Annotated in this window: 14 protein-coding genes; 7 read left to right on the forward strand and 7 right to left on the reverse strand. The window is 65.7% G+C overall.

The annotated features are described in order from the left end of the window. Nucleotides 1-5: 5 nt before the first annotated feature. Together ACSYAO_RS10710 and ACSYAO_RS10715 are read right to left on the reverse strand one after the other, a co-directional pair. Nucleotides 6-875, reverse strand: a complete 870-nt coding sequence (locus ACSYAO_RS10710; RefSeq protein ID WP_414574382.1) for a methylenetetrahydrofolate reductase — start codon at nucleotides 873-875, stop codon at nucleotides 6-8. Next, nucleotides 875-1,789, reverse strand: a complete 915-nt coding sequence (locus ACSYAO_RS10715) for a LysR family transcriptional regulator (protein ID WP_049461154.1) — start codon at nucleotides 1,787-1,789, stop codon at nucleotides 875-877. Before ACSYAO_RS10715 ends, ACSYAO_RS10710 begins: the two co-directional genes overlap by 1 nt. A gap of 175 nt (nucleotides 1,790-1,964) precedes the next feature. On the opposite strand from ACSYAO_RS10715, the gene msuE reads away from it, so the two are divergent. Genes msuE through ACSYAO_RS10730 form a run of 3 tightly spaced genes read left to right on the forward strand, consistent with a single transcriptional unit; the run spans nucleotide 1,965 to nucleotide 4,655 of the window. Beyond that, nucleotides 1,965-2,546, forward strand: a complete 582-nt coding sequence (msuE, locus tag ACSYAO_RS10720) for an FMN reductase (RefSeq protein ID WP_049461152.1) — start codon at nucleotides 1,965-1,967, stop codon at nucleotides 2,544-2,546. A 58-nt stretch (nucleotides 2,547-2,604) separates the two neighbouring features. Then, nucleotides 2,605-3,582: a DUF1852 domain-containing protein gene (locus ACSYAO_RS10725; protein WP_049461150.1), complete on the forward strand. Its 978-nt coding sequence runs from the start codon at nucleotides 2,605-2,607 to the stop codon at nucleotides 3,580-3,582. A 38-nt stretch (nucleotides 3,583-3,620) separates the two neighbouring features. Continuing rightward, entirely contained in the window at nucleotides 3,621-4,655 is a 1,035-nt protein-coding gene (locus ACSYAO_RS10730; RefSeq protein ID WP_049461148.1) for a methionine synthase, read from the forward strand. A gap of 55 nt (nucleotides 4,656-4,710) precedes the next feature. Here ACSYAO_RS10730 and ACSYAO_RS10735 read toward each other — a convergent pair whose 3' ends face one another. The 3 genes from ACSYAO_RS10735 to ACSYAO_RS10745 form a co-directional block, all read right to left on the reverse strand. After that, on the reverse strand, nucleotides 4,711-5,739 hold the full coding sequence (locus ACSYAO_RS10735) for an SEL1-like repeat protein (protein WP_049461146.1): 1,029 nt from the start codon (nucleotides 5,737-5,739) through the stop codon (nucleotides 4,711-4,713). 114 nt (nucleotides 5,740-5,853) lie between these two features. Beyond that, the gene (locus tag ACSYAO_RS10740) at nucleotides 5,854-6,375 is read right to left on the reverse strand and encodes a hypothetical protein (RefSeq protein ID WP_223224618.1); all 522 of its coding nucleotides are present in this window, start codon (nucleotides 6,373-6,375) and stop codon (nucleotides 5,854-5,856) included. Between the two features lie 24 nt (nucleotides 6,376-6,399). Further along, entirely contained in the window at nucleotides 6,400-6,612 is a 213-nt protein-coding gene (locus tag ACSYAO_RS10745; protein WP_049461143.1) for a hypothetical protein, read from the reverse strand. A 245-nt stretch (nucleotides 6,613-6,857) separates the two neighbouring features. Between ACSYAO_RS10745 and ACSYAO_RS10750 the strand changes: the two genes are divergently transcribed. Continuing rightward, nucleotides 6,858-8,105, forward strand: a complete 1,248-nt coding sequence (locus ACSYAO_RS10750; RefSeq protein ID WP_049461141.1) for an arsenic transporter — start codon at nucleotides 6,858-6,860, stop codon at nucleotides 8,103-8,105. Nucleotides 8,106-8,131: 26 nt separating this feature from the next. Here the strand turns inward: ACSYAO_RS10750 and ACSYAO_RS10755 are convergent, their stop codons facing one another. Continuing rightward, entirely contained in the window at nucleotides 8,132-9,283 is a 1,152-nt protein-coding gene (locus ACSYAO_RS10755) for a serine hydrolase domain-containing protein (protein WP_223224619.1), read from the reverse strand. A 104-nt stretch (nucleotides 9,284-9,387) separates the two neighbouring features. Further along, the gene (locus tag ACSYAO_RS10760) at nucleotides 9,388-11,181 is read right to left on the reverse strand and encodes an ABC transporter ATP-binding protein (protein WP_440566940.1); all 1,794 of its coding nucleotides are present in this window, start codon (nucleotides 11,179-11,181) and stop codon (nucleotides 9,388-9,390) included. On the opposite strand from ACSYAO_RS10760, the gene ACSYAO_RS10765 reads away from it, so the two are divergent. Genes ACSYAO_RS10765 through ACSYAO_RS10775 form a run of 3 tightly spaced genes read left to right on the forward strand, consistent with a single transcriptional unit; the run spans nucleotide 11,154 to nucleotide 16,366 of the window. Beyond that, the gene (locus ACSYAO_RS10765) at nucleotides 11,154-13,544 is read left to right on the forward strand and encodes a TonB-dependent receptor plug domain-containing protein (RefSeq protein ID WP_223224620.1); all 2,391 of its coding nucleotides are present in this window, start codon (nucleotides 11,154-11,156) and stop codon (nucleotides 13,542-13,544) included. The genes ACSYAO_RS10760 and ACSYAO_RS10765 overlap by 28 nt on opposite strands. A gap of 6 nt (nucleotides 13,545-13,550) precedes the next feature. Then, nucleotides 13,551-15,014, forward strand: coding sequence for a DUF3526 domain-containing protein (locus tag ACSYAO_RS10770; protein WP_049461133.1), 1,464 nt, complete (start codon nucleotides 13,551-13,553; stop codon nucleotides 15,012-15,014). After that, entirely contained in the window at nucleotides 15,011-16,366 is a 1,356-nt protein-coding gene (locus tag ACSYAO_RS10775) for an ABC transporter permease subunit (RefSeq protein ID WP_049461131.1), read from the forward strand. Before ACSYAO_RS10770 ends, ACSYAO_RS10775 begins: the two co-directional genes overlap by 4 nt. The last annotated feature ends 1 nt before the right edge of the window (nucleotide 16,367 follow it).

Raw genomic sequence — 16,367 nt, forward strand, 5'->3', positions numbered from 1 at the left:
GAGCATCAAACGCTGGCGGCCGACGTGCGCCGCCGGTACCGCTCTATCCAGCCCAGTGATGGCGCAATGCCACCGAACGGGAAGAAGTGCGGGCTGACCGGGCCATGGGCGTCCGTCAGCCCACTCAGCAGGCGATCCATGAACACCTCCGGCCCTGCCGTTCCCAGCAGCCGGCCGATCGAGATGCCGTACCGCGCCAGCATCGATGCACTGGCACCCACGCCGCACATCGCGGCGTAGCGCGCCAGCCGCGCAATGCTGGCCGGGCCCGGCACGCCCACCAGTACCGGAACCGTGATGCCACGGGCGCGCAGCGCATCCAGCCAGGCCAGCACGATATCGGCATCGAAGGCGAACTGGGTGACGACCAAGGGGGCCATGCCGCGCGCTTCGATGGCCTGGCATTTACGCCCAAGCACCTCCCAGCGATCGTCAGCGCTCATCACCGGGTGGCCTTCCGGGTGCCCGCCGATACCAACGACCTTGATCCCGGAGTGCTCCAGAAGACCGGTCTGGATGATTGAAGCACTGTCGGCAAACGGCCCGGCGGGTGTGGCCAGGTCACCCGCGACCAGCAGGCAGCGGGTGATCCCGGCTTCGCTGGTGGCGCGCTCCAGAAAGCGCTCAAGCGCTGCGTGCGAGCCGATGCGGCGGGCGGAGAGATGCGGCATCGGCGCGAAGCCGAGCTCGCGCACCGTGCGTGCGGCGGCCAGGCGTGCATCGTCGTCCTCGCTGGCCAGCCAGGGAATGGAGATGACCGTGCCGCGCCGGATGCGGGCCGCCTCGGCGCGCAGTGCCGGCCTGGCCTTCGCGCTGACTTCCAATGAAAAGGCGTTGATGAAGGCGTCCGCCTGCGATGAGGTACCGGCCGGCATCAACGCGCTCCGCCCACATTGCCGGCAATCGGCGTGCTGTTACGCGCCAGTTCGACGAAGGCCTGCAGGTAGTCGATACCGGTATCGGCCTCGCGCGCGCCCAGGTAGATCTGCTTGGGAATGCCCTTCGCCCCCAGGCGCACCGGCACCACGTCCATGCGTGCGGCATATTCCTCCACCAGCCAGCGCGGCATGGCGGCCACGCCACGGCCGCTGGCCACCATCTGCATCATGATGTCGGTGGTTTCGATGGTCTTGTGGCGCCGCGGCGTAATGCCGGCCGGCAGCAGGAACTGGTTGTAGATATCCAGGCGCTCGAACGGAACCGGATAGCTGATCAGCACTTCCTGGCCGAGCTGGCGCGGCTTTACGTGGTCCACCTTGGCCAGTGCATGGTCCTTGGCCACCACCAGCACCTGCTCGTAGTCGAACACGGGCACGAACTTCAGGCCCGGCTTCAGCAGCGGATCGGGCGTGACCAGCAGGTCGATCTCGTAGCCGAACAGCGCGCCGATACCGCCGAACTGGAACTTCTGCTTGACGTCCACATCCACGTCCGGCCAGGCGGCCAGGTAGGGCGAGACGATCTTAAGCAGCCACTGGTAGCACGGGTGGCATTCCATGCCGATGCGTAGCGCGCCGCGCTCGCCCTGGGCGAACTGGCCCAGCCGCTCTTCGGCCAGGTCCAGCTGCGGCAGCACCCGGTTGGCTACCGCCAGCAGGTACTGCCCGGCCTGGGTCAGACGCAGGCTGCGGCCTTCGCGCAGCCAGACATCGGTGCCGAGCTGCTGCTCCAGCTTCTTCATGCTGTGGCTCAGGGCTGACTGGGTCAGGTTGAGCACGCCGGCGGCAGCGGTCAGCGAGCCCTGCTGCTCGACCTGCTGCACGATGCTGAGGTGGATCCGTTCCAACATGACGATGAATGCCGCTCATGGATTGGTGAAGTAATACCATTTTACGTCATGGAAGGGCATGACTAGGATCGGGTCATGCCTTCGGTTGCCTGCCAGCCCGGTCACCTCGCCGGCCTGCAGGACTGCGCCCCCGCAGATTGCCCGAAGGAGCCCCTCCCCTGCTGAAAGCGAACAGATGACCCGCCCCCTCCGTATCGTCGCCGTTTCCGGCGGACTGCAGCGCCCCTCCAGGGCTGCAACCCTGGCCGAGCACCTGCTGGACCTGATCGGCGAGGACGTTGCCTGCGAGCCGCACCTGATCGAGCTGGGCGAACTGGCGCCGCAGCTGGCCGGTGCGCTGTGGCGCTCGCAGCTGCCCGAGGCTGTGGAGCGGCAGCTGGTGGCCGTTGAACAGGCAGACGTACTGGTGGTGGCCACGCCGGTCTACCGCGGTTCGTACACCGGCCTGTTCAAGCACTTCTTCGATTTCATCCACCAGGATGCGCTGGTCGACACCCCCATCCTGCTGGCCGCCACCGGCGGCAGCGAGCGGCACGCACTGGTGATCGATCATCAGCTGCGGCCGCTCTTCAGCTTCTTCCAGGCGCGCACCCTGCCCCTCGGCGTCTACGCCACCGACCGCGATTTCGCCGAGGGCCGCGTGCACAACGACGCTCTGATCCAGCGCGCACGGCTGGCGGTGCAGCGGGCGATGCCCCTGCTTGCCCTGTCCCATCGCATAGCGCCTGCCACTGCCGAGACCGCTGCAGTCCTTTGAATGCCGAATGCCAGCGACCCGCATTCGGATGTCACCCCCGCAACCCGGAACGCCGCCCATGACGACCGAGAACTTCACCTTCAGCATCACGCGCATCCCTTTCAACGAGGACTACCAGCCCGCTGACGGCACGCGCATCACCACCAACTTCGCCAACCTGGCTCGCGGCGAGTCCCGCCAGGAGAACCTGCGCAACACGATCAGCATGATCAACAATCGCTTCAACGACCTGGCGCACTGGGACAACCCGAGTGCGGACCGCTACGCCGTTGAGCTGGACATCATCTCGGTGGAGATGCACATCGATGGAGCCGACGGCAGCGATCCGTTCCCGCTGATCGAAGTGCTGCGGCCGACCATCGTCGACACGCGTACCGGCACGCGCACCGAAGGCATCGTCGGCAACAACTTCTCGTCCTATGTGCGCGACTACGACTTCAGCGTGGTACTGCCGGCCAGCAACGAGGGAAAGGCCACCTTCGGCATTCCGGAAGGCTTCGGTGATCTTCACGGCAAGCTGTTCCAGCACTTCCTGGAATCGGAGGCCTACCGCGCCAATTTCAGCAAGGGGCCGGTAATCTGCATCAGCGTCTCCAGCAGCAAGACCTACCATCGTACCGAGAACCACCATCCCATCCTGGGCGTGGAGTACCGGCAAGGCGAGTTCTCCCCCACCGACCAGTACTTCGACAAGATGGGCCTGCAGGTGCGCTATTTCATGCCGCCGGGCAGTGTTGCGCCGCTGGCCTTCTATTTCCGCGGCGACCTGCTGGGCGACTACTCGAACCTGGAACTGATCGGCACCATCAGCACGATGGAGGCCTTCCAGAAGATCTATCGCCCGGAGATCTACAACGCCAACTCCGTGGCCGGCAAGGTCTACCAGCCCAGCCTGAAGCACCAGGACTACTCCTCCACCCGCATCGTCTACGACCGCGAAGAGCGCAGCCAGCTGGCGGTCAAGCAGGGCAAATTCACCGAAGAGCACTTCATCAAGCCGTATCGCGCCGTGCTTGAGCAGTGGGCTGCCCGCTGATTTACCGATTCTCCATTCGCCCCAGGACACAGAACGCAATGTCGACGAAGAAACTGCTCCCTACCTCCACCGCCGGCAGCCTGCCCAAGCCCTCCTGGCTGGCGGAGCCCGAAAAGCTCTGGTCGCCCTGGAAACTGCAGGATGAAAGCTTGACCGAAGGCAAGCAGGATGCCCTGCGCCTGTCCCTGCAGGAACAGCAGCACGCCGGCATCGATATCGTCAGCGACGGTGAGCAGACCCGGCAGCACTTCGTTACCACCTTCATCGAGCACCTCAACGGCGTCGATTTCGAGAAGCGCGAAACCGTGCGCATCCGCAACCGCTACGACGCCAGCGTGCCGACCGTGGTCGGCGCCGTGAGCCGCCCCACGCCGGTGTTCGTGGAGGATGCGAAGTTCCTGCGCCGGCAGACCACGCAACCGATCAAGTGGGCCCTGCCCGGCCCGATGACCATGATCGACACCCTGTACGACGCGCACTACAAGAGCCGCGAGAAGCTGGCCTGGGAATTCGCGAAGATCCTCAACGAGGAAGCGAAGGAGCTGGAAGCCGCTGGCGTCGACATCATCCAGTTCGACGAGCCCGCCTTCAACGTGTTCTTCGACGAAGTGAACGACTGGGGCGTGGCCGCACTGGAGCGTGCGATCGAAGGACTGAAGTGCGAGACCGCCGTGCACATCTGCTACGGCTACGGCATCAAGGCCAACACCGACTGGAAGCAGACGCTGGGCTCGGAGTGGCGCCAGTATGAAGAGTCGTTCCCGAAGCTGCAGACCTCCAACCTCGACATCATCTCGCTGGAATGCCACAACTCGCACGTGCCGATCGACCTGATCGAGCTGGTGCGCGGCAAGAAGGTGATGGTGGGCGCCATCGACGTGGCCTCCAGCACGGTGGAGGCGGCCGAGGAAGTGGCCAACACTCTGCGCAAGGCGCTGCAGTTCGTGGATGCCGACAAGCTCTACCCGAGCACCAACTGCGGCATGGCGCCGCTGGCCCGTGACGTGGCACGGGGCAAGCTGCGTGCGCTCAGCGAAGGGGCCAGGATCGTGCGTGAGGAGCTTTCGGCGTAGTCGCTGAAAGAGATCAGCGTCCGGACCTCTGTGCGGGGTCCGGACGCATCGGCACTCAGCGCTTGCGCGCGCGCCGCTCGGGGCACTGCTTCGGATCGAACAGATCGTAGGTCTGCTTGATGGCCAGATTGCGGATCGCCCTGCGGTTTCCCTGCGCTGCAGCCTCACAGGTCCAGTAGATATCCTCATCCTGGTCCTTGGGCACCCCACGCCCGATGGAGTACAGGTATCCCAGCTCGGCCTGTGCAGGCGCGTAGCCCGCCATTGCCGCCTTGCGATACAGGTCGGCGGATCGGGCCTCATCCTTCTCTACGCTGATACCCTTGGCATACATCAGGGCGAGCCTGGTCTGCGCCTCCACATCACCGCCATCGGCAGCCGCTGTGAGTGCTTCAACCGGGCCAAATGCGCCGGGCGTGTCCATCTCGGCACACCACACCTCGTTCTCCTTGCGATTCAGGCACAGCTCCAGACGGGCCTCCTTGACTCCCGCTAGGCCGAGCTCCTGCACGGCTGCCCTGGCATACCACTGCATGGCCTGGGCCTCGTCTTTCGTGAGGCCGGCGCGTCCCTTCTGATAGAGATTGGCAAGGCTGTACTGCCCGGCCGGCGAGCCGAGTTCAGCGGCTCGGCGGAGCCACAGGACAGCTTGGGCATCATCCTGCTGCGGGCCCAGGCCCTGCAGGTACATGATCCCGAGATCGGACTGTGCGTCCGCATTGCCCTGATCGGCAGCCTTGCGTACCCAGTGCAGGGCCTGAGCGGAATCCTTCGGCACGCCATTGCCTCGCAGATACAGCACACCCAGCATGGACTGTGCCGGCGCATAGCCCTGATCGGCCGCCTTGCGGTACCAGTCCGCTGCCTTCGCTGCGTCCCTGTCGACGCCTGCGCCGCGCAGATACCTGTCCCCAAGTTCATTCTGGGCTTCCGCGTTGCCGGTCTTCGCCGCAGCCATCACGCGATCCCGCTCGGCTGCGTTGTCATTGCCAAGCGCAGGCGTGCTGCAGGCCAGGGCAGCCAGTCCCGCACAGAGTGCGACGCGCCGCAGGGCGCCAATCCATTCTTCCGTGAACGTCTGCATTCTTGATCAACTCCAGATGGATGCCGCAGGTAGACCCGGCAGGTGCCTTGATCAGCAAGTGATCGGGGCCGGGGGCGGCATTATAGGTGCGCGCAGGACCACGTGGCCGAGGTTCTATCTGGGTAGCGGGCGTGCCTGCTCCTGCGCTCGCGACATCGCAGGGGTCCGTCTCAGCGCCAGCGCCTCCTTGATCCGGCCCATCTCGCGCGACCCGGCCTCGGCCAGGCGGCGGGCCTGCTGCCGCTGCTCCCGCGTGAGCGCGGAAGGTGGTGGAGTACCGGTATCTACCAGCCGCGCCACCGCATCGCGCAACCGCAACTGCGGGCAGAGCCGGGCGGCACACCAGCGCTCGGCGTAGCGCTTGGCCTGGCGAGCATTCACGGCGGCCACGACCTTGGGCTGGGGTGATTTCCGCGCGTCGAGGAACAGGCGGACACCGCGCACGGCATGCGGCACGACGTTGGCCACACAGCGGCCGTCCCACCACAGGTCCCAGCGGTCACCGCTCTGCACCCAGCCGGAGGGCCGGGTAGCGGTCATGAAATCGGGAGGGCTGGAGGGTGAATGCATGGCCCGAAGAATACGGTCGGCCGTCGCATGGAATGAGATTGCGGATTTGCGCTGGCGACCTCTCAACGCTTCTGCCGTAGCGAAGCCCTCTCACCACGCTGGGCCGAGCAGCCTCTCCACCTCGGTTTCGAGCTTCTTTGCGGCTTCGGCCTGCGAGGCCACCTTGATGCACAGCCCGGACTGCGCGGGACCCGGAGTCAACTGGTAGCGGTTGATGGTGCCGCCGCCGTCGCCATCCAGCTCCACCCGGGCCACCAGGGTTCGGCCGTTGGCATTGAAGATCCAGTCCCGGTATTCGGACATCGTTGATTCCATGCGTGACACTTTGAGTGGCCTTCACTCTAAGCGGAGCGACGGTGAAGAGCGCCCGAAGAAAACGTTCGCGGAGCGTGGGTGCCGGGGGCACGCGGCAAGCAGACAAGCATGGGCTGGGCTCCACAGCTCGGGCGCGGCTCACGGAGTATGATGCCGCCTTCCCCGAACTGCCATGATTGCAGCGGGCGCGCTCCTGCGAGGTACGCGTCGGCGCCGCTGAGACACCCCGCCCGATGCTCGTTTCCTACTCCTCTTTCCTCATCTGGGCGGCCGTGGCCGTTGCCACCGTAGGCCTGCTGTTCCGGCCATTCCGCATTCCGGAGTACGTGTGGGCACTGGGGGCTGCTCTTCTGCTTCCACTGCTGGGAGCGGTGTCGTTCGGCACGACCTTGCACGCAGTGGCCGAGGGCCGCGATGTCTATCTGTTCCTGGTCGGCATGATGGTGCTGGCCGAGCTGGCCCGGCGCGAAGGCCTGTTCGACTGGCTGGCGTTGTACGCGGTCCGCCATGCGGGAGGCTCGGGACGACGCCTGTTCGACCTGGTGTTCCTGGTCGGCACGCTGGTGACCGTGTTCCTTTCCAACGATGCCACGGCGGTGGTGTTGACCCCGGCGGTCTACGCCGCCTGCAAGGCCGCCCGCGCCAACCCCCTGCCCTATCTGTTCGTCTGCGCCTTCATCGCCAATGCGGCCAGCTTCGTGCTGCCCATTTCCAACCCGGCCAACCTGGTGGTGTACGGCCAGCACATGCCCCCCTTGATGCAGTGGCTGGCACAGTTCGCGTTGCCGTCACTGGCCGCGATCGGTGCCACCTATCTGGTGCTGCGCTGGGTGCATCGGCGCGAGATCGCGCAGCCGCTGGTGGCGGCGCCGGAGCATCGCCCGCTGACCGAAGCCGGGCGTCTGAGCGCGCTGGGCGTGCTGTTCACCGGCACCGTGCTGCTGGTGACGTCCGCACTGAATGGCCCGCTCGGCCTGGCCACGTTCTGCGCAGGCACGCTGAGCGTGGCAGTGGTGGCGATGCGCCAGCGGCGCAGTCCGTTGCCACTGCTGCGCCATGTGTCATGGGGCGTACTGCCGCTGGTGGCCGGCCTGTTCGTGTTGGTGGAAGCAGTGGCGCAGACCGGCGCCATCCAGTCAGCAGCCAGCGCGTTGCAGGCCGTGGCGCAGACTTCCCCGCACCAGGCCAGCTGGCTGGCCGGTGCCGCGGCCGCGCTGCTGAGCAACGTGGCCAACAATCTGCCGGTCGGCCTCGCCGCAGGCTCGCTGGGCCAGATGGCCGATCTGCCGGCACAGACCCGCGCCGCATTGCTGATCGGCGTGGACCTGGGCCCCAACCTGTCGGTGACCGGCTCATTGGCCACGATGCTGTGGCTGGTGGCGCTGCGCCGCGAGGGCGAGCATGTCAGCGCGCTCGACTTCCTGCGCGTCGGTGCGCTGGTGATGCCGCCTGCGCTGATCGGGGCGCTGTTGCTGCTCTAGTCGGGCGCTGCCGGGCGCCACCCGGACTATGGGGTCTCGCTTGCAGCAATCTTCCCGACCAGGGCATCGATCGCCGCTTCCATGGCATGCGCGGTCTGGTCGCCACTCTGGTTGGTGATCACGAAGATGCCCAGATCGTGCTCCGGCATGATGTAGATGTAGCACTGTGAGCGCGGTACGCCACCGTGGTGGGCATAGTAGACGCCCTTCTGGCGATCGCCGGCGACGATGTTCCAGAAGTAGCCGATGCTGAACTCGTCGTCGAATCTGGCCAGGGCGCGATGCGATTCCTTTACCACCGGCCCATTGGCCAGTTGGAACTGAAGGTACTTCACCATGTCCGGGACGGTTGCTTTGACGTTTCCGGAAGCGCCCCATGGCAACTGCGGCATCGGCGTGGTCGGTACGGGATTGTCGCTGTGATAGCCGGCCGCCAACCGCGGCGCTTCGGCATCATCCAGCCTGATCCGGAGGCCGGTCATCGCCGCGGAGTCGCTGAAGAAGCCACGCAGCAGTGATGCGTAGTCGGTCTTGTAGGCCACCTCCAGAACATGCGCCGCCAGCTCGGTCCCTGCGCTGGAGTAGGCGTATTCCTTCCCTGGCATCCGCGGGATCTGCACGGCGTGCAGGTCCCGGAGGAAATCCGGCTTGCCGTAGTGCGCGTAGAGCGCATTGAGTTCGCCCGGCGTGCGGTGATCGGTAAAGTCCTCCAGTACCGTGTTCGCGCGCTCCGGCAGCATGTTCGGCAGGCCACTGGTGTGCGACAGCAGGTGGCGGACGCGGATGGGTTGGCCCTGGTACTGCAGGTTGGGATAGTCGCCCTGCAGGTACGTGCGAACGTCATCCTCCAGGCCGACCCTGCCTTCCAGCACCGCATTGGCCATCAAGGTGCCGGCCAGCGTCTTGCTCAGTGAGCCGATCTCATAGAGCGTGGCATCGGTCGGCGCGCCGGCTGTACCGGCCACCATGTCGCCGCGATGGCGGATGAAGGTCCTGCCCCGGTACACCACGCCAATGGAGGCCGAGTGCAGCAAGGGCTGCTCGATCAGGGTCTGCGCAACCTCGTCGATCTCTGCCCCCGGTTCCTTCGATGGCGCCTTCCCGCCCGTGCATCCGGCACCAAGGAGTACGACGGACACGACGAAGGCATGAAACCAACGTCTGTTTCGAACGGTCATCGAAGTGGCTTCCATGCGTTGGCGCTTGAAGGGCGATCAGGAAAGAGCGCTCACGATAGCCGATTGTCGAGACGAACAGGCTGGCTGCGGAGCGCCTCCTGGCCCTAAGCATCGCCCCCGAGATCAATCACCCGGTCAGTCGGGCTCACGATGCCCCACCGATGGGTGATGGCCACCACGGTTACATCGTTCGCCAGTGCGCGGATATGGTCCATGATCTCGCGTTCGGTGGCCTCATCCAGCGCGGAGCTTGCCTCGTCCAGAAACAGGATCGCCGGCTCGCCATACAGTGCACGGGCAATCGCGATGCGTTGGCGTTCCCCGCCGGACAACTTCAGGCCCCGCTCGCCCACCGTGGTTTCCAGCTCCTCGGGCAGCGCCTCGATCAACGGTAGGATCGCAGCCTTGCGTGCGGCATGCCGCAGCCGATCATCATCACGCGCGCGCCCGAGCAGGATGTTGTCGGCCAGGCTTTCGTTGAGCAGGATGACATCCTGCGGAACCACCGCGACAGCGGCATGCCAGGCCGCACGGTCGATCCGGGACAGGTCAAGCCCATCGACCAGGATCCGGCCACGCTGGGGATCGATCGATTTCAGGGCGAGCTTGAACAGCGTCGACTTCCCTGCCCCGGTCGGCCCGATCAGGAAATTGATGCCGCCACGTTCGGCCTCGAAGGACACATCGCTTACCCCGCGACCGTTGCCATAGCGGTGGCTGACCCGCTCGAACGCCAGCCGGCCGCTTTCACCCGCAAAGCGCTGGGCATCGGCCACCTGCTGCTCCTCGGGCGCCGCCCACAAGGTGGAAAGCGGAGCCAGCATGCTCCACGAGCGCGCGACGTCATCGATCGAACGGGCGATCATCTCGAACGGCATGTTGAGCTGGAGCAGCAGCAGATTGAACAGGACGATGTCGCCGACGCTCAGACCGCCGCTCTGGTAGCGCGGCAGCAACAGATGGAAGGTAACGATGAACTCGACCGCCAGGCCGATGCCCAGCAGCGCAATGAAGCCGATCCGCTGTAGTACGTAGGCGCGCCAGCTGTCGCGCACCTCCTGGGCCTTCTGCTCGAAGCGCTGCACCATCCAGGCGCTGCCGCCGAACTGGCGCAGCGTCTCCATGGCATTCATGGCATTGCCGACGAAGCGCGCGTTCTGCTGGCCGGCCTCGACCGCAGCTTCGCGATGGATGCGTGCGCGCCGGGTAGCGATGGCGGAAAGCGTGACGGCTACCGTGCCGTAGGCCAGCACGATGGCCACCACCTGCAGGTTGATCAACGCACCCAGCGTTATCAGCGTCAGCAGGATCTGCAGCGCACTGGGAATGAAGGCCACCAGCCCCAACTGCACCACGATCTTCAGCGCGCCACGGCCTTTCTCCCCTGCAACCTGCAGCTCGGCGGCGTTGTACTCCAGGAAGAAGCTGTTGGTCTTCTTCAGCAGACGGGCGAAGTAGCGGGTACTGGTGATGAAGCCAAGATTCTCGCCACTGAGGAACGACAGGTACTGCACGGTGTTCTGCAGGGCGCTGCCAGCGCCAAGCATGACCGCATACAGCAGGAAGCCGCCCGCGAGAGCGCCGACCCCGTCGATGGGCAGACGGTCGATCAGACGTGAGAAAAGATAGGGCGCCGCAACATTGGCCAGGCTGGACAGCACGACACTGCCGGCGATGAGCAGCAGCAGCCTGCGGTCAGCCTTCCAGTACGCGCCCAGGATTTCAGCGACGGGCGGCGGAACAGCAGTCTTCTTCATCGGCCTGGTTCCGGCGTGGACTCCACCCCACAATGATATGCTATAACATATCCATTCAGGAGCGACGTAGCCACGTCGCAGGCCACTTTCGGATGGGATCGATGGACCGGGGAATGACGAACGTATCCGCTGCCATGCCACGCGCGCTCATGGCCCTCAGTATTGCCGCTGCACTGCTGGCCAGCCTGCCCGCACTGGCCCAGAACCCCGGCGATGCCCGGCGTTCGCGGGCCGCAGGCGTAGCACCCGAGGCGCCGACCGCCACCCTGGACAAGGTGCTGGTGGTCGGCAGCAACATCCGCGATGCCATTGGCGGCGGCGCCTCGCCGATCATCGTGATCGACAAGGAGGCCATCGACCGCACCGGCGTGGCCACCGTGCAGCAGCTGTTCGAGAAACTGCCGCAGAACTTCGGCGGTGGCGCCAATGGTGCCAACGTCGCCAACCTTGGCGTCGACCGCGATACCGGCAACAACTTCGGCCAGGGCACCGCCATCAACCTGCGCGGTCTGGGAACCGGCACCACGTTGACCCTGATCAACGGCCACCGCGTGACCTCGTCGAACCGCTACCAGTACGTGGATGTCTCGCTGATACCGCTGAGTGCGGTGGAACGTGTGGAGATCCTCACCGACGGTGCCTCGGCCATCTATGGCACCGATGCGGTCGGCGGCGTGGTCAACATCATCCTGCGCCGCGACTTCACCGGGTATGAGACCGCTGTGCGTTACGGCGCCGTGACCACCGGCGGCATGGAGGAATACCAGGCCTCGCAGTCGGCAGGCTGGTCGTGGGATGGTGGCCATGTGCTGGCCAGCTACGAGTTCCTGAAGCAGGGCAACCTGCCGGCGGTGGACAAGGATTTCTCGAAGAACGTGCGGGTCAAGCCGTACGACCTCTACCCCGGTTCGAAGCGCCACAGCCTGTACGTGGACGGCGTGCAGCAGCTCAGCGATGTGCTGACCCTGAACGTGACCGGCTCGTTCGCCAAGCGCGAGATGGACACCACCATTTCCGGTACGGCCGACGAAACCCGGTTGTTCCCGCATACGCGCCAGTTCGACCTGTTCGCCGGCCTGACACTGGACCTTCCGCGTCAGTGGCAGGCGCGCCTGGATTCGGGGTTCGGCAGGAGCGATGTGTCCTATCAGCGCACCACCATCACCGGCAGCTCGGCCAGTACGGCGCCACCGACCGATACGAACTCCGAATCCCGCTACCTGGATGTGGTCGCCGACGGCGAGTTGTTCAGCCTGCCCACCGGGCCGATACGCGCGGCGTTCGGCGCGGGCTACCGCCGCGATGGCTATGAGCTGATCGATCATCGCGGCCTGGAAAAGCCACTCGACCTGCATCGAACGATCAGGTCCGCCTTCGGCGAGCTCAACATCCCGCTGCTGAAGGACATGCCGGGCGTACGCAGCCTGTCCTTCACTGCGGCAGCGCGCTATGACGATTACAGCGATTTCGGTTCCACGCTGAATCCCAAGCTCGGCCTGCTGTGGGAGGCGACCCAGGGGCTTTCGTTCCGTACCAGCTATGGTCGTTCCTACCGGGCGCCGGTGTACCAGGACATGCAGTTGAACAACACCGTGGTGGTGGCGAACGTGCCCAATCCGAGCGCAGCCAACGGCAACACCATCCTGATGATGCTCTCCAATGGCAATCCCGATCTGGGCCCCGAACGGGCCAAGACCTGGACCGGCGGTTTCTCGTTCGCGCCGCCGTCGCTGCCGGGGCTCAAGATCGATGCGAACTACTACCACATCGAATACGCCGACCGTATCGGCAGCGGCTTCGGCGGCAGCTTCCCGTCGCTGTTCCTGCAGTCCACCGCACCTTACGCAGACATCCTGACCACCAATCCCACGCAGCAGCAGATCCAGCAGGCACGCCAGTTGGGCGTATCGGGGCTGGGCCTGTTCGTCTCGCGCGTGGGGCCGTATGCGTTGCCGCCAGGCATGGACGAAACCAACAGCCAGGTGATCCTCGACAACCGCTTCCGCAACAACGCCTTCACCCGGCAGCGTGGTGTCGACTTCAGCGGATCCTATGGCTTCGATGCCGGCCAGACCCACATCGGGCTGAACCTGGCCGGGCAGTACATCATCGAGTCGAAGCGGCGCGTGACCAGTACGTCGCCCGAGGTGGATGCGGTGAATTCGGTGTACTACCCGGTGGACCTCAAGATGCGCGGTGGCATCGCGCTGAGCCGGCAGCAGGCCGCGGCGGGGATCTTCGTGAACTACGTGGACAGTTATCGCGACCCCGCCAATGTCGCCCGGCCCCACGTCAGCTCCTGGACGACCGTAGATCTGAACCTCGCCTACCACTTCGGTGCATCGGCGGACCCGCAGCGTGGCACATCGCTTGCGTTCAACGTGCAGAACCTGTTCGACCGGGATCCGCCGTTCATCGTCAACAGCATCAACACCGGCTATGACCCCACCAATGCAACAGCGCTGGGTCGCTTCCTGTCCATGACGCTGACGCACCGCTGGTAAGCCGCCATGCGCGCCGAAGCCCCTGCCCTGTCCCGGTCCGTCATGGCCATCCAGCAGGCGTTTGCTGTTGCGGCAACCCAGCTCACGTTGATGTGGCGCGAGCGGCGCGTGCTATGGCTCGCCCTTGCCCTGTTGCTGATTGCGGGAGCATCGGTGCTCAGTGGTGCTGCACGCCTGACCCTGCAGGCGCAGGAGCGCCAGGCAATGAGCGAGGAAGAGGCGCGGCTCTGGGACAGCCAGGGCACAATCGACCCGCATAGCGCCGCACATGTGGGGCGTGCCATTGCTGCCCCTGTGCGGCCACTGGCTGCACTGGACCCGGGGCTGACGGACTACCTGGGAACCTCGGTGTTCATCGAAGGCCACGCGCAGAACCCGGCCCGGCACCGTGCCGTGGATGGTGGCACCGCACTCAGCCGCTTCGAGGGTTTCTCTGCGGCGTGGGCGCTGCAGGTGGTGGCGCCGCTGCTGATCATCCTCGCCGGGTTCGCCACACTGTCCGGCGATGTGGCCCGCGAGACGCTGCGCCAGGAACTCGGTACCGGCGCCTCGGCCGGCGTGCTGATCTGTGGACGCTTGATTGCCCTGGCGGCCGCCTCGCTGCTGCTGGTGATGGCCATGCTGCTGATCAGTCTTCCGGGGCTGTCCATCCAGTACGGCGACGCCACGGATCTTGCCGCCCTGCTCGCACTGGCGGCCGCCTACCTGCTCTATCTGCTGGTGTTCTGTGCACTTACCGTGGGGGTGTCGGCACTTGCCGGCTCGGCACGGACGTCACTGGTCGTGCTGCTCGGCTTCTGGGTGGTGTCCACGCTGCTGCTGCCGAGGGTGGCGCCTGCGGTTGCCGAATCCCTGTACCCGACCCCTTCGGCACCGGCGTTCAGGACCGGCGTGACCGAAGAAGCGGAGAACGGCGCGGATGGCCATGACCCGGCCGACAAACGACTTGATGCCTTGCGGGCGGCGTTGATGGCACGCTACCGGGTCGACAGCGTTGACGACCTGCCGCTGAACTTCCGCGGCGTGGCGCTGGAGTTTGCCGAGGCCAACTCGACGCGCGTCTACAACCGCCATTTCGATCGCCTGCATGCCACCTACCAGCAGCAGGACGCCACCCAGCGCCTGTTTGGTCTTGCCTCGCCGACGCTGGCGCTGCAGTCCTGGTCGCGCGCCTTCGCCGGCACGGATTTCCCGGCGCATCTGGCGTTCCTGCGCGGCGTGGAGGACTACCGTTATCGGTTGATCCAGGCACTCAACCAGGAAGTGAAACTGCACAAGGCACCACAAGGCGGGAAGCACGTGGCCGACATCGCCGGCATCACCCGTTCAGTGCACTACCGGCCGCCGCAACAGACCCTGGCCGGTACCGCTACCGCGCAGCGCGGAAATCTCGTCATTCTGCTGGTCTGGCTGATGCTGGGTTGCGTGGTGGTGCTCATCTCCGCTCGGAAGCTGGGGAGATCGCCATGAACGTTGTGTCGATTGCCCGCTATGAGATCCGCCGATTGCTGCGCGATCGAGCGCTGCCGGTGCTGCTTGTCCTGCTGCTCGGGCTGGGTGCCTACGCCGCGTGGAACGGCCGCGCATGGGTGGACCAGCGGGAGGCGGCCATCGCCCTGATCAAGCAGGAAGAACAACAGACGAAGGAACGCAGCCGGGCATTCGTCGGCAAGGCACCCTCGGTGCTGCCCCGCACTCAGCCGGTGCTTGCGCCTGCCGCCATGGCACCGCTGTCGATCGGCCAGGCAGACGCCTACCCCTACACCGCCGATGTGGTCGCGCTGGGCGATCCGACCCAGCTGCTCAAGCACGTCTGGGCCGACATCGGCAATCCAGCGGCACGGGCTGCGGGACGATTCGACCTCGCCTTCGTCATCGTCTTCCTGCTGCCGCTGGTCATTCTCGTGGCCACCCACGATCTGTGGTCCCGTGAGCGCGAGCGCGGCATCGCGGCGCTGGTGCTGTCACAGCCGGTGTCGGCAACGCGCCTGCTGGTGGTCAAGGTGCTGGCCCGTGGCCTGATGGTGCTGCTGCCCGCACTGGCCATCCTCCTGGCGGTGACGATCGGGGCCGGCGCGCGCAGTCCTGCGGGCCTGGCCATGCTGGCCCTGACCGTCCTCCTGTACGGCGCGTTCTGGCTGGCCCTTGCACTGCTGATCGGCTGCCTTGCCCGGCGCACCACCGAGGCGGCCATCGCCGCCGGCGCGCTGTGGCTGCTGATCGTGGTCATGGCGCCGTCGCTGGCGCTGGCCACGGTGAATCTGATCGCGCCGCCGCCGTCACAGATGCAGTTCGCCACCGAAGTAAAGGCGATGCAGTCCGACATCGCCACGCGCCAGCGGCGCGAGCATGCGACGTCGGCGCCAGTGAATTCGCCGTCCCCCGTCATCTCCGACACTGTGCGCCAGGCCTACGCCGATCGGGTTGCAGCTGACCGGGAACTGGAACGCCTGATCGCCTCGCATGCGCAGGCCGAGGCCGCACATCGCCAGGTTCTGGACAAGGTGCGGCTGCTGCTGCCGGCCGTCGCGACACAGGACGCGCTCGACCGCATCGCAGGCTCGGATGCCGACCGCGCGCTCGACTTCCAGGGACAGGTCCACTCCTTCTGGCAGGCGCGGCGGCTGTTGCACAAGGCCTATCTGGATCGTGACGCGCCGCAGACCTTCGAAGAGTACGACACCCTGCCCCGCTTCCAGTTCCACGAAACAGCCGTCGTCGCCCAACGTGGTGTCCTCGCCGATCTCGCCGCACTGATCATTGCCACCCTGCTTGTCCTGCTTGCAGCCGGTGCATTGCGCAGCCGGCTGGCAACGCCCTGAG

This window comes from Stenotrophomonas sp. STK16_22 (assembly GCF_051984505.1).
Classification (GTDB): Bacteria; Pseudomonadota; Gammaproteobacteria; order Xanthomonadales; family Xanthomonadaceae; genus Stenotrophomonas; species Stenotrophomonas maltophilia_A.